The organism is Chitinophaga eiseniae, assembly GCF_012641265.1.
Lineage (GTDB): Bacteria > Bacteroidota > Bacteroidia > Chitinophagales > Chitinophagaceae > Chitinophaga > Chitinophaga eiseniae_A.
Genome location: NZ_JABAHZ010000004.1, coordinates 475,144 through 493,941 on the forward strand (window position 1 = coordinate 475,144; position 18,798 = coordinate 493,941).

Consider the following 18,798-nt stretch of genomic DNA (forward strand, 5'->3'; position numbering starts at 1 on the left):
ATTACAGGAAGGACTGTATAGCGGCAATCACTTCCCCGGGCGCACTGATATGCGGAAAATGTCCCTCTGTATTCACTTTGGTTCGTCGGCTATTAGGTATATGCGCTTCCAGGTATTCGCTGACTACTCCCGGAACGGCAATATCGTTGGTGGTTTGTACTACCAGGGTGGGGATGGTTACTTTTGGCAACTCGTCCCGGTAATCCATATAGAAAATAGCTTTGGCTACCTGTATGGCGATGTCGGGGCGCAGCTCCTGCAGGGAGGCGGCAAATTGTGCAGCCAGTTCTGGCCGGTCTTCATTTCTCATGGCCAGTTTAGAGAAGCCGGCAGCCCAGGCATGGTAGTTGGCCTCCATGGCTTCAAAGAGACTGGTCAATGCTGCATCGTCAAAACCGCCAATATAGTTGTTGGCCGGATCGTTGAGGTAACGGGGGCTGGCACCCAGCAATACGAGTTTATCGATGATACCGGGATAATATACACTGTGAAGCAGCCCGATCATGCCACTCACGGAATGTCCGATAAAAGTAACGTTCTTCAGTTCCAGTGCCTGTAGTATATCGGCTACATCAGTGGCGTAGCCATGTATGGTTTCATAACGCCGGGAACTATATGCTTTAAGTTCAGCTTTTCCGCCGCCCACGTTATCAAACAGTACGATCTTGTAATCCTGGCTAAAGGGCGCAATGACGTGGTGAAAGGAGGTTTGGTCTATGCCAAATCCATGGGCAAAAACAAGGGTCTGCGGGGCACCGAGGTCACCAATTACATGGATGTGATTTCTTTGGATGATGTCCATAAGATGCGTTAATAATTGAAAATGTGCACTATAGCAAGCAAAACACCTGGTGATTGGGGATAACGGACTAACCCTGCAGGGTTGGTCCGTTATCATTTTGACATTTTCAAATATAACGCAATTAGTCCGAACGAACTATTTACTCACTTCCAGTACCCTGAAAGTGCCGGGAACAATGGTTTTGGTGGCGCCCTGGTAATCTGCTACCGGCAGGTATACATGATGCGTAGCAGGGTCTACTACCAGGGTACGCGCGCCTTTATGGGTAGGCACGGTGGCCACAGTCTGGTATTTATCTGCGCCTTCAGCAGCAATCACCGACAAGGTGCCTTCTCCATTGGAGGTGAAAATAGTTTTTTGGCTGGCATCAAAAGCTACCCCATCGCAGCCTCCGCCTATATTGATCGATTGCACAATATGCCCGTTGCCGGCATCCATCACCACGAGCAGTTTATTGGCACAGCCGGAGTAAAGCCGGTTCGTTGCGGTATTGATAGCCAGGCCGGTAGGTCCTTCACCTTTGCCCAGCGACCAATGAGCGCCAGCGGCAAATGTGCGGGCATCTACTTTCACAATCTCGTTTTTATCTTCCAGGTTCACATAAATATTCCCTTTCCCATCGCTCACCGCTGTTTCGGGACCGCCTCCCAGTGCTACGGTGGCTACTACCTTGTCGGTGGCCGGATCTATAACACTCAGGTTGTCGCTTTCGCCATTACAGATAATAATTTTCTGGGAGAATGGCTCAAATAGAATGGCGTCGGGCTTGGTGCCGGTTTTAATTTCACCCAGCACACGGTTGCTGCGGATGTCAAATACGGTGGCGGTATTAGACTTGCCGTTGGTAGTATATCCCTTTCCGGCTTTAACGGCAAATGCTACCCCGTGAACGCCGGCTGTATTTTCAATAACGCCGGTACTGTCGCCTTTTACTTTATCCAGTACATTTACCCGGGTGCCATGCGCAGCATATAGCTGTTGCGTAACAGGATTCAGGGCAATATAGTCCCATTTGCTGTCGCCGGCAATGGCAAAGGTCTTGGATACATGATACTGGCCGGATTGTGCGGAGGCAGCAACCACGGATAGCAGGAATGCTGCGGTGAAGATTTGTTTCATACGAATGAATGGATTTTGAACAAAACTCGGTGGCGATTCTGTAGATAACCTGTAGGACGTATACCCCCCGGGCAAAAAAACTCCTTGTTTTTTTGCAGGGCTTTTACATATATTTACGCTTAAACCTTTTTTGTGATTGATGGACTTGTCGGATTCCGCACTGCTGGAACGCATGCAGTTACTGGACGATAGAGCTGCCTTCGATGAACTATACCACCGTTATTGGGAACGGCTATACATCGCAGCATACGCCAGGCTGAAGAATGAAGCAGATGCAAAAGATTGTTTACAGGAAGTGTTTGTCGCCCTATGGCATAAAAGAAAAGCAATTGTCATCCGGGAGCAGCTGGACGCTTACCTTTTCGTTTCGCTCAAGTATCGTGTGCTCAATCATCTCCGTAATCATAACAATTACTTAAAGCATCTCGACGTTTTTTCCGCGTTTCCTCATCCGATTTTGCCTTCGGCAGATGATCACCTTTTCCTGGAAGAAATACAACAGCTGATCAGCAACGCCATCGCAGACATGCCCGAAAAAATGAAGGAAGTATACCTCCTGAGTCGTCGTGATGGCCTATCGGTACAGGAAACGGCTACCCGGTTGGGTATCTCCCAGCAAACAGTAAAAAACCAGCTCACCTCCGCCCTGAAACGCCTGAAAGAACGGCTGGGCAACTACCAATAAAATATTTTTTTACCGACCTAGTACTACCGTTTCACAGCGGTGTCTTTAACAATACAAATGGTTAAAAGCGTGGATGATCAAGATAAAATAGCAGGGATTCTCCAAAGGCTTGAAACCGGAACCTGTACTCCGCAAGAACTGCAATGGCTGCAAGACTGGTATCATTCCCAGGACGGGCAACCGGCGTATACATTCCGGGATGAAGCCCATAGACAGCAACTGAAAACAGGTATGCTGGAGGGAATCCACGCGCAGCTGGAGCCGGAAGAAGTACCCGTGGTTCGTATGCGCTATCGTTGGCAGATAGCGGCCGCAGTGGTGGCAGGAGTAGCAGGAATAGGCGGCTGGTGGTTTATGCATAGCTGGCAGCCACGCCATAAAATGATACAGATAGCAGTGGCCGCAGGGCAGCAACAGGAACTGTTCCTGCCGGATAGCACCCACGTATGGCTCAATGCCGGCGCTAAAATGGAATATCCACAGGAATTTGGCGAGGTACGCACCGTGAAGCTGGATGGAGAAGGGTTCTTTGATGTAAAACAAGATGAACATCGTCCGTTTGAAGTACATACACAAGATATTCATGTGCAGGTACTCGGTACCTCCTTTGATGTAAAAGCCTACAGCACGCTGGATGAAACCCAGGTGACGGTAAAGACAGGGATGGTTAAGGTACTGCACGACCAGAAAGGATTAGATGTACTCAGTGCTAACGACCAGCTCACGTTTAGCAGGTCGGCGCAACAATACATGAAATCAAAAGCAGACAACCAACAAATCGATGAATGGGCCAGTGGGATGATCAGCCTTTCCCAGGTAAGCTTTGCTGAACTGGCCCTGACGCTGGAAAATCAATACGGAGTACATATCCGCTTTAATCCGGCCGAAATGAAACACGACGAATACACACTGCGATGCAGTAAACAACTCACTATCACTCAGGTATTAGACCTCGTGAACAGTATTCATCCCGTACAATATGATATAAAAGAGAAAGAGATTACTATACACCGTAAAAACTAATACGCGCATACAAGGAGGATGCAACCAAAATAGGTAAGGATGGTCACGGTTATTACCATCCCTGCGATAGCTATGTCCCATAGGGAATAAAAAACCGCGTCTGTTGGCGCAGACACGGTTTTAGAAAAGTTATATAACAGTCAGGCAGTGAATTGCAGACACGCTTGATGACTGCTATATGCATTTAGTTAACACTAAAATCAACCAAATATATGCAAAAATCGCTTACGCTAACTTTTATACCAGGTCTTATGAGATGGAGCGTAATGGTCACTGTCTTTATACTGGGAGGTTTCACCCTCTTGTATGCCAACAACGGCTATAGCCAACTGTTACAACAGGTAAGAGTGACAGAAAAGTTTGAGAACGAATCGCTCGCTTCCTGTGTCAAAAAATTGGAATCCAACTATCACCTTTCTTTCGGGTACGATAACCAGGAACTGGTACGCTACCAGGTGAAAAAAATGAAATTTGTAAATGAGCGGCTGGACAAAGTATTAGATGCTTTGTTAACCAATACGCCGCTCCACTACCAGGAGAAAAACGGGGTATTGCTCATTGTGAAAGCAGCCACTACGGCTACAGCCTTAGCTGCGCCGCCACAAACAGGCCCCGGGAAAATCAGGGGCGTTGTAACCGATGGTCCCGGTGGTGCGCCCATACCAGGCGTAACTGTAAAATTAACGGGTACAAAATATTATGCAGTCACCAATGCAGATGGCAGTTTTGAAATCACTTTACCAGCTGGAACGTATCAGATAGCCCTTACCAGCATTGGGTTTGCCGCTCAAACAGTACCTGCCGTTAAAGTAGTTTCCGGCGCTATAGCTACGCCGAAAATAGCGATGACCACTACGCCTGCCCGTTTAACGGAAGCAGTGGTAATCGGTTACGGTGTGCAGGAAAGACGCAGCCTGCTGGGTTCTGTGGCCAGCTACGCCCCCGGCAAAGATCCCGGTCAAACGCCTGTTACGCTCGACCAGGCCATGGTAGGTAAATTACCCGGCGTATATATCGCTCCTTCCAGCGGTGTACCCGGCGCTGCCAGCAGCATCACCATCCGGGGTATCAGTACCCTCAACGCCAATGGCAATGCGCCATTGATCGTGGTAGATGGCGTACCGATTTATGGTATCGATCCTAACCTTAATACGGTCAATTATAACCAGGGCGCGGGGCAAAGCTTTACTTTCGGTGGTAACCAGGTACAGAACGAATACCGCCAGCCTACTACCTTCGAGAAGAATCCACTGTCTACCATCAACCCGGATGATATTGAATCCATAGAGGTACTGAAAGATGCATACTCGACCGCTATCTATGGCTCCCGTGGATCTGCCGGCGTTATCCTGATCACCACCAAGAAAGGTACCCGTGGTAAAATGAGGGTAGATGCGCAGCTGAGCATGTCTGTGAGCAAGCCCCGCAAATTGCCTTCGCTGATGACAGGCGATCAGTACGCTGGTTTTTATAATGAACTTTTTCGCGTGAAAGACTCTATCGGCAAAGCCCAATCAGGCTTTTACCGGCCGCTCAATTATAAATTCCCCCAGGGTGTGAACACCAACTGGCTCGATGAAGTAGTGCGTAATGCCATTGGCACCGATGCACAGGTATCTATGAGTGGTGGTACCGATAAATCCAACTACTATGTAAGCCTGGGATACAATAAAGAGCAATCTTATATTGTGAACAACGATTTCACCCGCTACCAGGCACGTGTAAACTTCGATAACCAGGTATTAAAATCGCTCAAAGTGGGTGTGAGCATGGCCCTGAACCAGGCTACCAATAACTCGCTCAATGCGCAAAATGTATACCGCGAGGCCGTACAAAAAGCGCCCAATATCGGGATATACGATAGCACCGGGAAGTATAACTGGCTGTATGGTAAAAATCCCACCGGTCCGGAAGATGTGTCAAACCCGGTAGGGGATGCCCGTTCCGGCCAAAACTATAGCACCGACAGCCGCGTGTTGGGTAACGTATTTGCCGACCTGAAAGTATTACCAGGTTTGACCGCACATTCCGATATGGGGGTAGACTGGATCAACTCCCGCTCTTACGATCGTATCATCGATCGCCCTAAAACCGTGGGTGGCAGCGCAAATGAGTCGCAGCAACAACTCCGCAAATGGGTGGTCAACAACCGCCTCGACTTCAACAAAATGATCGGCGATGGACATGCCATCAGTGCCATGGTGGGACAGAGCTACGAAAAATCAGTAGAAAATATCAATACTGTATATGGTACCCAGTTCCTCAACGACGACATGCTGAGTATCATTACCGCTACCAATAAAAAAGTGTTGAACTCCCTGCAACAGCAGTGGGCACAGGTATCTTACCTGGGACGCCTGAACTATGAATTCAAACACCGCTACCTGGCAGGTGTTACCTATCGGATGGATGGTTCTTCCCGCTTCTCCGCCAATCACCGCTATGTAGGATTTCCTTCCTTCGCTGTGGGATGGGTACCCAGCGAGGAAAGCTTCCTGAAAGGTGTAAAAGGAATCGATCAGCTGAAAGTACGTGCCAGCGTAGGCTTTACCGGCAACGACGGAGGCAATGGGTACTACGGTAACCAGGGCCAATATATCGTCGATGTATACGGGTCTACTTATGGCAATACATCCACGATCTCCAACAAGCAACCCGCCAATCCAAACCTGCAATGGGAACGTACCACCACCTGGAACGTAGGCGCTGACATCAGTTTGCTGAACGGTCGTATCAATGCTACGTTAGATTACTATCGCCGTCAAACTTCCAATGCTATCCTGCAATCGGCACTCCCTTACTTTATGGGCTTCAGCCTGCAGCAGCAAAACCGCGCGGATCTCAACAACAAAGGACTGGAGTTTAGCGTCACCACCCAGAACATCAACCACAAGGCCTTTACCTGGACCACCACCTTCAACATTTCTGCCAACCGTAACATCGTTACCCGGTTACACCAGATCAACGAAGAACAACTGGCCCAGCAAAATGAAACCTCCGGTGGTCGCTTCTGGCGCGTAGGACACTCTGCTACCGCATTTTACCTGTACGATTGGGCGGGCATAAACCCTGATAATGGACAGCCGCGCTGGAGCGATAATACGGGTAAAATCTCTGAATCACCTATCCAGGTACAATATTCTAACGCTCCCTATACCCAACGTAAATATATGGGCGATGCTATGCCCGTAGTGTTTGGAGGCTTTGGCAATAACTTTACTTATAAAGGGTTTGAGCTGAACTTTTTCTTCTCTTTTGCCGCAGGCAACAAAATGTATAACGGCGCCAAAGCAGGGATGTACAGCTACCTGGGCAGTTCTTACTTTGCCAACAACGTGTATAATCTTTCTACCGACCTGCTGAATTACTGGAAAGCGCCAGGGCAGCAAACTGATGTTCCTGCATTGTTCAATAACTCTAACTTCTCGCAGGCAGGTTTCGGTACCTCATACGACTATACGCTCGACCGGAAGAACTCCCGTTTCCTGGAAGACGCTTCCTTCCTGAAGTTGCGCAGCCTGGTGCTGGGATACAACTTTAACAGTAAAATGTTGAAGCCTACCAGGGTATTCAGCGCGCTGAAAGTATATGCAGAAGCCAATAATGTGTTTATTCTCACCAAATACTCAGGCCTCGATCCGGAAGTAAGTGCCTACGGATCTTCTGCACTGAATATGGGTTACGATGAGCTGACCATGCCAGCACCTCGTACCTGGAGAATTGGTCTTAAAGCATCTTTCTAATTTTTAAACTGAGCCGGATATGAAAAAATACAGATACCATATAAGCTTGTTTACCTTGTTGCTGGCACTTTGTGCCTGCAACAAGCAACTGGACCTGAAGCCGGAAAATACCATGGTAGAGGCGGAGTTGCTGAAGAATGAACCCACCACGGTCAACTATCTTGCAGATACTTACATCCGTATGATGAATGCCTGCGGCGGTAATAACTATATATTGGGAGATGTGACCGCAGGCATTATCAGCGGCTATGACCAGGATCTTGTGAAAGGGACGATAGACCCTAAGAGTGAGAACTATGCTTCCTTGTGGTCTGCTCCTTACCTTACGATTAACCAGGCTAACGTGATCATTACACAGTTGCCAAAATGGGCGCAATTCGATAAGTCTAAACAAGCAGTGTATATAGCAGAAGCCAAATTTATCCGGGCGTTCAGCTACCTGACGCTGCTACAGTTGTATGGTGATGGCGCTTTGCAAAACAAACCGGATAATATGGGCGTACCCTTACGCCTGGGCGCCTTCGATGGTTACGATGGTTCGCAGGATATTCCCCGGTCTACTAACAAAGACGTATATACGCAGATATTGAAAGACCTGGATGAAGCTATTGCAGATTTGCCGGCTAACCGTGGTGATGCATTAAACCAGGCGAGTCGCGCTACCAAAGGTGCGGCCAATGCGCTCGCTGCCAGAACCTGCCTTTATGCCCGTCAATACGATAAAGCCGCCGCTTATGCACAGGCAGCTATGGCCGGTAACTATTACCAGCTGCAGCCCAATTTCTGGACGCTGTGGCCGGATCATAACAAACAAAGCACTGGTAATTACCCGCTTAGCGGCGAGCTCCTGTTCGCGTTCCCGGAAAGCTATAACAAGTCATCTAAATTCAACGATAATAACGGCATCTACTACGCGGCCGGATATTACCCGGTACTGCCAGATTTCCTGGCCAGTTACGGCGCCGGCGACGAAAGGAAAGACAGCCTGATGTTGTCTTATAAAAACATCATCCGCAAGTTTACCGATACGAATACACGGGATAATGTGCCCATGATACGCCTGCCGGAAGTAATGCTCACCGCAGCTGAAGCGCTGGCGCATACGCAGGGGGTTAACAGCACTTCCATCAACTTACTCAACCAGGTATACGCCCGCGCCTATACGAAAAATGGTGTGCCGCATATATACACGGCTGCTGATTTTGCCACACCTGCCGCACTGATTACCCGCATACTGCAGGAACGCAGATGGGAGCTGGCCTTCGAAGGATTTGCCCGCTTCGATGCCATCCGCAACGACATGGCGCCTAACCCGCAATTGCCGGCCAACCGCTATGCCTTCCCGGTTCCCCAGCATGAAATAGATATCACCCAGGGCCTGATCAAACAAAATCCAGGCTACTAATTATCATACGGAAATTAAAACACATGCAAATGAAGCAACTTATCGCGGCTCTCTCGGGTACCCTGATCAGTTTGGGCAGCTTTGCCCAAACTGGCCAGGAGATCACACTCCAGGGTACTATTACCGGTGATCTGAAAGGACACAATAAAATGTATCTCTACTCCCGCACGTATCACGACTCTACCACGATAGAAAACGGGAAATATACCTTTCATATCCCCTTTAAAGAACCTGTATTCCTGATCCTGTACCCGGAATACATCAAAGCGGCAATGCAAATGTATACGCCCTTCGGCATTCTCATGGATAAACCGGTTACTTACACGGTTACCAGCGACGTCGCCAAAGGGCTGAACGCCTCCACCGTAAAAGGTTCAGAAGCAGTAGAATTATTACAGGCCTATGAAAAAGATAAATCAGCCGCCTGGAAATCTATCAGTGAAGCGCTGAAAAAAGAATACGGCCAGCCATGGCTGCAGGAATCAGATCCCCGCTATGCTGCGTTCGAGGAAAGGCGGAAAGCTTTGCAACAACAATACCTGGTGCCCCTGCTGCAAAAGCTGGTGAAAGAACACCCGGATTCTTATGCATCAGTATTTAGCCTCGGAGAATCTAAAAGCATTATGACGGTGGACCAACAGGATCGGCTGTACGAAGGTTTGTCTTCCAAAATGAAACAAACAAAAGAAGCCAAAGAGTTTCATGAGTTTGCACAGGGCCTTAAAAATTCAGCCGTAGGCAGAAAAGTAAAGAACTTTACCCTGCCGGATGAAAAAGATCAGCCCCTCGTATTCAGCCAGTTTAAAGGAAAGTATGTGCTGATCGATTTCTGGGCCAGCTGGTGCAGCCCCTGCCGTAAATCATTCCCGCATATGCGCGAAGTGTTTCAGCAGTACAAAGATCAGAACTTTGATATCTACAGCATCTCCATCGATAAGAGCAAGGAAGATTGGCTGAAAGCAGTAGCGCAGGAAAACAATCCCTGGAAGCAAACGCTGGACAATATCAATATTGCAGGCAGCGGCTTTGCTATCACCGGCGTACCTACCACTTACCTGATCAGCCCCGATGGCGTGATCCTGATGAAAGAAGTAGGTTTTAACCCGGATGGCAGCGGCGCTATTGAAAAGAAGCTGGCAGAGCTGTTTGGTGGGAAAGCCGCTGTAGTACCTGAAAAACCTAAGCAAGCCACCGGTATGGCAACCAAAGCCATACCCATGGCCATCATGCAATAACTTTATCAAACACTTTATATGAAACGACGCCAATATACATTTGCCGGCATACTGCTGCTGGTGGCGGGAATCACGTTCTCGGCCACCGCGCAGCAGGGAAAAAAGTTTATCACAGTAAGTGGTAAAATTAAATTTCCACCGCCGGCAGAACAACAACAAAAGTTCCCGTTCCGCGTACAAAAACAGGTAGGGGATGAGCGGGAAACCATCGACACCATTCACCTGAAACCCGATGGCAGCTATAGCATTAAGATCGATGCCACCAGGCCACAGTTCTATATCCTCAACGAATTTGAAGAAGACCGCCTTACCATTTGGGCGGGAAAAGACAACCTGAAGATCGATTTCCGTGGTTCAGATACCGCGAAAATAAGAGTGAAGAATCCTCCCTATGTATTTATTGAAGGCAGTAAAGAAAATGACCTGATCAACCAGGTGAACTTTATCAGCTATCGCAATTACCAGCAATCCATAGAGAACGGTCAATTGGAGTATAAGGCCATGCTGGCGAAAGATACTGTTCTGCAACATGCATTGAGGCAACAGTACGATTGGCTGTTTAGTGATATGACAGAAAGGATAAAGCTACTCATCCGCATGAACCAGCACACGCCGGTGTTGATGTATGCGCTGGATTACCTGCATCCCCGCAGGGATAAGGAGCTGATCCTGGCAGAAGCAAGCCGCCTTTCCAAAGAATATCCCTGGTTGTCAGAAGCCAAGCAGAAAAAAGAAGACATTGAAAAGGCAGAGGTCATTGCCCGGAAAACCGGCATTGGCGCGGTAGCTATGGACTTTGTACAAAACAACGCCAACGGCAAACCCGTAAAGCTATCCGATTACCGTGGTAAATATGTACTGCTCGATTTCTGGGCCAGCTGGTGCGGCCCTTGCCGTGCTGAAAATCCAAATGTATTGGACAACTACGAACGCTTCCACGCCAAAGGCCTGGAAATACTGGGCGTATCCCTGGATGATAAGAAAGATGCCTGGATAAAAGCCATCAAAGACGACGGTCTCGAATGGGCACATGTCAGCGATCTGAAAGGCTGGAAAAATGAAGTAGCGAAAGAATACAATATCCGCGCAGTTCCCAGCAATTTCCTGATCGACAAAGAAGGGAAGATTGTAGCCGTAAACCTGCGCGGCGAAGAGCTGACCAGCAAGCTGGAACAAATTTTTGGTAAATAATGAAGTCACCTGTAATTAAGTAATGTTTATGAAGAGAATACTCACACTGTTATTAATCTGTTGCGGTACCGCCGCCATGGCTCAAATGCAGGCAGCAAAGAAGATCATACCGGATTATACCCACGAAACCATCATAAAAAGTCCTCCGGTGAAAATCTGGCGGGTCATCCGGAACCTGCCACAGGTAAAGGATTACTCCAACGGCATGATTAAAGACGTACAGATCACCGGGGAAGGCGATAACCGCATGCGGGAAATTACTTTCGCCGATAATACCAAACGTAAAGATGCGATTGAGCAGGTACATGAATCCTATAAGTTTTTTGTATTCAATATCGTTTCTCCCTTGCCGGCAGGCATTACCCATGCTACGGTGACTGCCCTGGTAGAATCCATGCCCGATAAAGACGATACGTCGGTAGTAAGATGGAGTATAATACTGGAGGGAGATAAAGGTAGCCGCAAGCCTTTGGTAGACACGCTTTCTGCCGAAATTGCCAACTACGAAACCGGGCTGAAAAAGATGCTGGAATAGATAGCCGTGGTTTTTTTTCCTGCCCGGTGGCCGTCATGGCATCACCCGGGCAGGAAAAAAACGCGGGAATCGTGTATCTTTGCGCCTTACTAAAAAAGGCCTTATGACACAGCAGCAAAAAGCGTTTTTATTTGATATGAATGGCACCATGATCAATGACATGGAATTCCACCTGGAAGGGTGGTTCAACATGTTGAACAGGCTGGGCGCCAATCTTTCAAGAGAGGTAGTGAGGAGTCATATGTATGGTAAGAACGAAGAACTGCTGGTACGCATCTTCGGAGAAGACCACTTCACGCCGCAACAGATGAGCGAAATAGCCCATGAAAAAGAAGTGCTGTACCAGGAAGCCTTCCGTCCTCACCTGGAGCTGATTGCCGGTTTGCCCGCCTTCCTGGAAAAAGCCGCTGCCGCACATATCTCCATGGCCATTGGTTCTGCGGCCAATGCATTTAATATCGACTACGTACTGGATAATCTGCATATCCGTCACTATATGGGCGCCATCATCGGGGCCGAACAGGTAGCTACCAGTAAGCCCAACCCGGAAGTATTCCTGCAATGTGCAGCAGCCCTGGGTGTAGCGCCAGCCAACTGCATCGTGTTTGAAGATGCACCCAAAGGCGTGGAAGCAGCATTGAATGCAGGTATGAAAGCCGTGGTGCTAACGACTATGCATACGGTGGAAGAATTTGCGGCCTATGATAATATCATCGCTTTCGTGACAGATTATACCGATCCGGTGTTGCAACAACTGTTGGCTTAATTCCGGAATCTGACAATATAATTTCTTAATGTCAACAGGGAATTATAAATTGCCGGGTTATATAAAAATTTGCTGGTATGACACGTTATTCCGGGCAGTCACGAATGCTGGTGGCAGTTGACTGTATCATTTTTGGCTTTGATGGAGAAGCATTAAAACTGTTACTGATAAAGCGCGGGTTTGAGCCCCAGAAGAACAAATGGAGCCTGATGGGAGGGTTTGTACAACCCAACGAAAGCTTTGAAACTGCCGCTGAACGTGTACTGCATAAGCTCACCGGCCTGGAAGGCGTGTATATGGAACAATTATTCGCCTTCGGCGATCCTTCCCGTGATCCTGTAGAACGTACCGTATCCATCACCTACTTTGCACTGATAGACATTAACCAATACAAGCTGCAGATCAGCGATGAATACCACGCTGAATGGATTGCCCTCGATCAGTTGCCGGACCTCATCTTCGACCATACCGAAATGGTAAAGATGGCCCAGGAAAAGCTCCGCTATAAAGCCGCTATACATCCCATCCTGTTTGAGCTGCTGCCACTGAAGTTTACCATTCCGCAACTCCAGCTCCTCTATGAGGCGGTATACGATGTTACTTTCGACAAACGTAACTTCAGCCGTAAAGTATTGTCTACCGGCCTGCTCATCAAACAAAAGGATAAAGACCGCCTGAGCTCCAAGCGTGGTGCGTTCTATTTTAAACTGGACAAGCGCAAGTATAACGCGAAATTCAACGCCTTCCTGAACTTTGTGACAGATCCCGGCAACCTGCGCTGATCCTTTACATACCAGCATCTATCCATATACGCCCGCTGACCGGCGTATAATTCAGCATCAGGTTTCCCTGGCTTTCAGGCCCCATCCGGGCAGCCTCCTGGAATTTGGTGCCTATAGGCGAAATAGCGCTCATAAAGCCGATATCTCCCTCCGGAAAGGCAGGCGCCGTATGGTTGTTGCCTGCTCCCTTGGGCGGCTGGGGACGAAACACCTGCAAAAACGTACCCTCATTACCGATATAAAAGGTAACCGGGTTGCCGGTGGTGTAAAAAGTAGCCCGGCGCACCTGCGCATGATAGCCTTTAAACTCAGGATACTCCCAGCTTTCACCGGTCACCGTGTTGTTATAGGCTTTATACCAGCTGCCAAACTGCTGACCCTGCAACCGGTTTTTCCATACCCGGTACGGCCCTTCGCCAATCCAGGCCATTCCCTTCACCATATTTTCCGGGTAGTTAAAGGTGATGCCGGTAAATGGCGTTTCTCCTTTTACACTATAGCTATAATCCAGCTGGGCGGGAGCGCCGGCCTTAATCGTCCATTTTGCCTGGAGAAAACCGTTGCCTTCATAACGGGCGGTAACAATGTAACCACTGTCGCCCGGGCTGTGACTGAACTGCTGCAGGCTTTGCGCTACACCCGCCAGCACCGTCCCACCGCTGAGTGGTACCACCTGCCCGTTGACAACGATTTGCAGCAGCTGACCACTGGTACGGCTAAACGCATACCGGGTATTGCTGGCGGTAACAGTCAACGTATCCCCGCTGACAATGGCGGCCACCTGCTGCCCGTTGCCGGTAGCTGCCGGCGGCGCCGGCGACCGGAGAGGCCAGCTCTTGTGTAAGATCTCCCGTCCATAAGGGTCGGTCACTGTAATATATAGCACATCGGCCACGTCCCAGTCCCGGGGATGGGCCAATTGCAGGAAGCCTTTGGTATGTGGCGCTAATGCCGGCGCGGTAATATAACCGGCATTGATGGTGTCTGCCCGGTTATCTTTCCCGGGAGAAGGCAACCGCAGCAGCTGCCACCGGAACCCGCACTGGGAGAGGGGCGTATAGTCATAACAATTCTCCACGGGAATACGGCCGTTGAAGGCGGCTGTAATAACAGGCAATGATATTTGTACCGGCGACCAGGTGTCTTTGATGGCATAAAAGCTGCCCTCTTTCTCCCGGTGAGGGCCTACAATGCCATCAGGGGCATGATTCCCGTCGGTATCTATCCATCCGTCTTTATCAGTGCGCACCAGCCCCTCGTCTGCAAATACCCACAGGAAGCCACCACCACCCCGCGGATGCTGGGAAATACGCGCCCAGAAGTCCCGTAGCCCGGCGCCCATGCCGCCATCGTACAGGCCATGCATAAACTCAGTGGGCATCAGGATATCCTGCTGGTCATATAAGCTCGAATTCACTACGTAGTTGTAGTCGGGATAGTGTTTGGTATCTACGCCGCTGTATCGCTCCCAGGGATGCAATACCGGCCGTTGTTGCGGATCATAAAGGGCATAGTCGCCATCCAGCGCCCGGTTAAAACCACCTTCATTACCGTTATCCCAGAAGATGATAGACGGATGGTTAACGTCCCGTACCACCAGCTCTTTTACCAGCCGGCGCCCGGTAACGGTATCGTAAGCGGCCTGCCAGCCCGTAAGTTCGTCCAATACAAAAAGCCCCAACGAATCGCATACATCCAGGAAGTGCTCATCCGGTGGGTAATGCGACATACGCACCGCATTCATGTTCATATCTTTCACGAGGTTCACATCCAGGATGCTGATGTCTTTACTCAGCGTGCGACCGGTTTCCGGCCACGCACTGTGGCGGTTTACACCCTTCAGCAATACCCGCACGCCATTAACGTATATCCCGTCCCGTGGGCGCACCGCGATGGTGCGGAAGCCAAAGGGCTGCGTAACGCTGTGTACTACCTGGGAATCGTTCTTCACCTGTATGACCGCCCGGTAGCGATTGGGGAACTCAGCGCTCCAGGTGCGGGGGCGGGCTACCTGTTGCTGTAACGTATATAGGCGCTCGTTAGGAAGCGTAGTATAGGCTTTCTCGTTAGCCGTGACAGCGGCTTGTACCGGCTTGTCGTCAAGACTAAATACTTGCGCGCTGACTGTGTACCCGGCTGGAAGGTTGTTGGTAAATACCTGTACTGAAAAGTCGCCTTTGGCTGTAGCATTAATAGCCAGGCGGTTAATATGTACCCTGGGCTTTACTTCCAGGTAAACGGGCCGGTAAATGCCGCCCAGTACCCAAAAATCGCCATTGCGTTCGGCCCTGTTCACACTGGCATTGGCCGACATTTTGCTCACTGTTACCTCCAGCAGGTTGCTGCCCTTGCGCAATAATTTGCTGATATCGTAGCTGAACCGGTAAAAGCCGCCCTGGTGAATGGCACCGGCAGCGCGGCCATTGATTTTTACGTCAGCATCGGTCATCACCCCATCAAATACCAGGTTTACCTGCTGCTGCTGCCAGTTGACCGGTGCCTCAAAACGATAACGATAACTGCCTTTTTCATCTGCTTTTACTTTATCATGTCCGTAGTTGTAGCCGCCAAATCCCTGCTGTTCCCAGTTGGAAGGAACGGGAATGGTAGTCCACTGCCCGCTTTTACGGCCGCCGGAACAATAAAAGTCCCAGTCAACAGTATGGTCTTTATCGGTACCGGAAAGATAGATGCGTTGGGTTTCCTGTGCAAACGCGGTCTGCAGGCATACTATGGCCGACAGGAGTAAAACAATGCGTGCTGACATAACTGGAATTTTAAAAATGCCCTTAAAAATAAAAAAAGAAAAGGCCAATACCAGTAAAGTTTTCACTTTTACATGGTATTGGCCAGTGGCTATTTACAGGGCCCGTTGCTAACTAGCGTTTGAAGCAGGCCATCATCTTCTTAAAAATCTCATTATTCTCATATACTCCCTGGAAAAGCTGGGAGTTAGGACCATAGGCAAATACCATTACCGGTATGCCGGTATGGTCGTTGGTAGCAAAGTGGCCGCGCAGCGTACCTTTGGCAATATCGCCATCCATGAGGGCGAGGCCGCTGGTTTCATGGTCGGCAGTAACGATCACGGTCGTCTGCTTATCCTGGTCGGCAAAGCGTAAGGCTTCTCCCACGGCTTCATCAAAATCGAGCATTTCACGTACCAGGTAATCCAGGTCGTTCATATGACCGCCCTGGTCAATACGGGAGCCTTCTACCATTAAAAAGAAGCCTTTGCCGGAAGCATTGAGCTGCTGCAAAGCTTTCTTCAGCGCTGTTTTCAGGTAATTCCCCCGGCCATTGCGCATGGAGCTCACTACTTTATTAGGGAGAATAACGAGGGTACGGTTTTTCGTAGTGGCGTTCCAGTTATCGAGGTTATCATATACCTGTATACCGGAAGCCGCCAGTTGCGGACCAAAGTCTTTATCGAGCGATTCTCTGCCGCCGCCTACTGCCAGTTGCAGTTTGCTGCTCAGCAGCTGGCGTTCCAGGGTATAGGTACTATCGCGGTCGGCAGTATGGCCGTAAAAAGAAGCAGGCGTGGCGCCGGTAATTTCTTCGGTCACAATTACGCCGCTCTGTATGCCTTTAGGCGCCAGTATTTCCGGTAATACCGGGATAGACACATAAGTGTTATCGAGACCTATGGCGCGGTTATGTGTTTTCTGCCCGGTACCCATGGCAGATCCGCCGGCGGCAGAATCGGTGTGGTAATTATCGGTGGACTGGGTTTTGGATAAACCCAGCTGTTTCATCTGGAAGATATTCAGTGCGCCTTTGTTGGCCGTATAGCCGGAAAACATTTCTGCCAGGCCGGTACCATCGCCAATCATCAGGATCACGTTTTTAGAACGTACCTGGGTGGCGTCGGATACATAGGTAGGCGTATATACGGGATGTACCGGCATATTGGAGGCGGTATTGCGTTGGGTATTGTGCAGCACATCATACAATTCTTCCGGATGGTCGGAGCCAATCCAGTCTACGCCCAGGTCCATCAGCTTATAATAAGTGGACCGGGTGGAAGGCGCGCCCCAGAAGCGAAACGCATAGCCCTGCTGGTGTACCCGTTCTATCACGTGAGTTACTTTTTCCAGCTCCGCTGGTACCAGGGTGCCCTTGCCGTTCCAATGACTATAGGCGCCGAAGTCAACGCTCAGCATAGCAATGCGCGACTTTAACGCTGCCGGGTATACGCTGTCGGGCCGGCCATCGAAGAAGAAGATAGGATCGTATTTAGCCCATTCTGCCATAGGAGGTAAGTTCCCGGAGATAACCAGCTTCACAGCAGCAGGGTTCTGGCTGCGGTCAAAATAGCGGCGATAGGGAAGCAGCAGTTCCTGTAATGCCTGTAACGTGGGACTACCGGCTGTTTTCAGATCTATCAGTAATTGCATGGGAGCGCCGTCTGCGTAAGGTTTCCCATTATAGAGCGAAAACTGCCGCAGTACCGGTTGCAGATACATTTCTTTAAAGGTGCGGAAAGGGGTGATGGCACTGGGATCATGGGCCACATACAGTACCCCGTCTTTCAGGTGTATATCGGCTTCAATAGAACCAAACTGGAGTGAAGCAGCGGCATAAAAAGGAGTAGCCCGTTCATAGTCATTATGGGAGTGTGCATTGGCCATGGTATATTGTTGCATTTGGGCCTGTGCACTGCCGGCCAGTAATATACCTGATAGTATGGGCAGAAAATTCTTCATTGTATCCTAAAATCTGATTTATAACCTGTTAAATGGGAAAAGCCCCCCGTTTTAAGGGGCCAAAGTTGACATAATCCTATCTTGTATCCATACACCGCACCTTATCTTTGTGTTAATTGTTCCGCTAGAAAAATCGATTTAGTCCTGGCTCCGGGCAGCAAGATATATTTTTTGACGGCAAAAGAAAAACGTTGGAATCGGTTGGAAAGGAAAACGGTGGTTACAGGCTAAACGGAAAATAAGTTGGCATCAGAGGGTGGGCCAGTTTTGTATCAGCGCTTTCAGGAGGTTCTGGCCTTCCTGCCATTCACCCAAACCTGATTCACTGTTGATATGGCCTTTGGCGCCGGCATTCACAAAACGGCTGCCCCAGTGATTGGCCAAAAAAGCGGCTCTTTCCAGCGTACAATAGGGATCGTTGGTACTGGCGACTACCATACTGGGAAAGGGCAGCTTCTCCAAAGGAATAGGGGAAAAGCCTTTTGCCTCCGGCGGGAAGTCGGGCCTTTCGGCATCAGCAGGTGCAACCAGCAAAGCGCCGGTAATTTTCAACCTGGTTTTTCCCGCCCAATGCACCAATGCCATACAGGCCAGGCTATGTGCAGCTATCACTACCTGTGGGCCAGCATCCGCCACTGCCTGCTCTATGCTGGCTACCCAATCCTCGCAGACCGGGGCATCCCAGCTGCGCTGCTCAATTCGTCTGGTACCAGGTATCAGCTGCTCCCACAGTGTTTGCCAGTGTAATGGCCCGGAACTACCTAGCCCGGGCGCTGTCAGAACTTTAATTTCCATGACAAGAA

Annotated in this window: 14 protein-coding genes; 9 read left to right on the forward strand and 5 right to left on the reverse strand. The window is 49.5% G+C overall.

Going from position 1 to position 18,798, the window contains the following annotated elements:
- Position 1: 1 nt before the first annotated feature.
- Together HGH91_RS18925 and HGH91_RS18930 are read right to left on the reverse strand one after the other, a co-directional pair.
- Positions 2-802: an alpha/beta fold hydrolase gene (locus HGH91_RS18925; RefSeq protein ID WP_168740365.1), complete on the reverse strand. Its 801-nt coding sequence runs from the start codon at positions 800-802 to the stop codon at positions 2-4.
- Positions 803-937: 135 nt separating this feature from the next.
- Positions 938-1,921 carry a YncE family protein gene (locus HGH91_RS18930; protein WP_168740366.1) on the reverse strand — a complete coding sequence of 328 codons (984 nt, stop codon included), beginning with the start codon at positions 1,919-1,921 and terminating at the stop codon, positions 938-940.
- A gap of 139 nt (positions 1,922-2,060) precedes the next feature.
- Between HGH91_RS18930 and HGH91_RS18935 the strand changes: the two genes are divergently transcribed.
- The 9 genes from HGH91_RS18935 to HGH91_RS18975 all read left to right on the forward strand — a co-directional run bounded on the left by HGH91_RS18935 (position 2,061) and on the right by HGH91_RS18975 (position 13,286).
- A complete protein-coding gene (locus HGH91_RS18935; RefSeq protein ID WP_168740367.1) occupies positions 2,061-2,606 on the forward strand; it encodes an RNA polymerase sigma factor in 546 nt (181 codons plus the stop codon).
- A gap of 69 nt (positions 2,607-2,675) precedes the next feature.
- Entirely contained in the window at positions 2,676-3,629 is a 954-nt protein-coding gene (locus tag HGH91_RS18940) for a FecR family protein (RefSeq protein WP_168740368.1), read from the forward strand.
- Positions 3,630-3,880: 251 nt separating this feature from the next.
- Positions 3,881-7,372, forward strand: coding sequence for a SusC/RagA family TonB-linked outer membrane protein (locus HGH91_RS18945; protein WP_168740369.1), 3,492 nt, complete (start codon positions 3,881-3,883; stop codon positions 7,370-7,372).
- A 19-nt stretch (positions 7,373-7,391) separates the two neighbouring features.
- Positions 7,392-8,777, forward strand: coding sequence for a RagB/SusD family nutrient uptake outer membrane protein (locus tag HGH91_RS18950; RefSeq protein ID WP_168740370.1), 1,386 nt, complete (start codon positions 7,392-7,394; stop codon positions 8,775-8,777).
- Between the two features lie 29 nt (positions 8,778-8,806).
- Positions 8,807-10,012, forward strand: a complete 1,206-nt coding sequence (locus tag HGH91_RS18955) for a TlpA disulfide reductase family protein (RefSeq protein ID WP_168740371.1) — start codon at positions 8,807-8,809, stop codon at positions 10,010-10,012.
- Between the two features lie 18 nt (positions 10,013-10,030).
- On the forward strand, positions 10,031-11,203 hold the full coding sequence (locus HGH91_RS31275) for a TlpA disulfide reductase family protein (protein ID WP_247651777.1): 1,173 nt from the start codon (positions 10,031-10,033) through the stop codon (positions 11,201-11,203).
- 28 nt (positions 11,204-11,231) lie between these two features.
- The gene (locus tag HGH91_RS18965; protein WP_168740372.1) at positions 11,232-11,738 is read left to right on the forward strand and encodes a hypothetical protein; all 507 of its coding nucleotides are present in this window, start codon (positions 11,232-11,234) and stop codon (positions 11,736-11,738) included.
- 103 nt (positions 11,739-11,841) lie between these two features.
- Entirely contained in the window at positions 11,842-12,504 is a 663-nt protein-coding gene (locus HGH91_RS18970; RefSeq protein ID WP_168740373.1) for an HAD family hydrolase, read from the forward strand.
- 77 nt (positions 12,505-12,581) lie between these two features.
- On the forward strand, positions 12,582-13,286 hold the full coding sequence (locus tag HGH91_RS18975) for an NUDIX hydrolase (RefSeq protein WP_145669176.1): 705 nt from the start codon (positions 12,582-12,584) through the stop codon (positions 13,284-13,286).
- A gap of 4 nt (positions 13,287-13,290) precedes the next feature.
- Here the strand turns inward: HGH91_RS18975 and HGH91_RS18980 are convergent, their stop codons facing one another.
- The 3 genes from HGH91_RS18980 to HGH91_RS18990 form a co-directional block, all read right to left on the reverse strand.
- Positions 13,291-16,053, reverse strand: a complete 2,763-nt coding sequence (locus tag HGH91_RS18980; RefSeq protein WP_168740374.1) for a glycoside hydrolase family 2 protein — start codon at positions 16,051-16,053, stop codon at positions 13,291-13,293.
- Between the two features lie 112 nt (positions 16,054-16,165).
- The gene (locus tag HGH91_RS18985) at positions 16,166-17,995 is read right to left on the reverse strand and encodes an alkaline phosphatase (protein WP_168740375.1); all 1,830 of its coding nucleotides are present in this window, start codon (positions 17,993-17,995) and stop codon (positions 16,166-16,168) included.
- A gap of 249 nt (positions 17,996-18,244) precedes the next feature.
- The gene (locus tag HGH91_RS18990; RefSeq protein WP_168740376.1) at positions 18,245-18,790 is read right to left on the reverse strand and encodes an RBBP9/YdeN family alpha/beta hydrolase; all 546 of its coding nucleotides are present in this window, start codon (positions 18,788-18,790) and stop codon (positions 18,245-18,247) included.
- Positions 18,791-18,798: the final 8 nt, after the last annotated feature.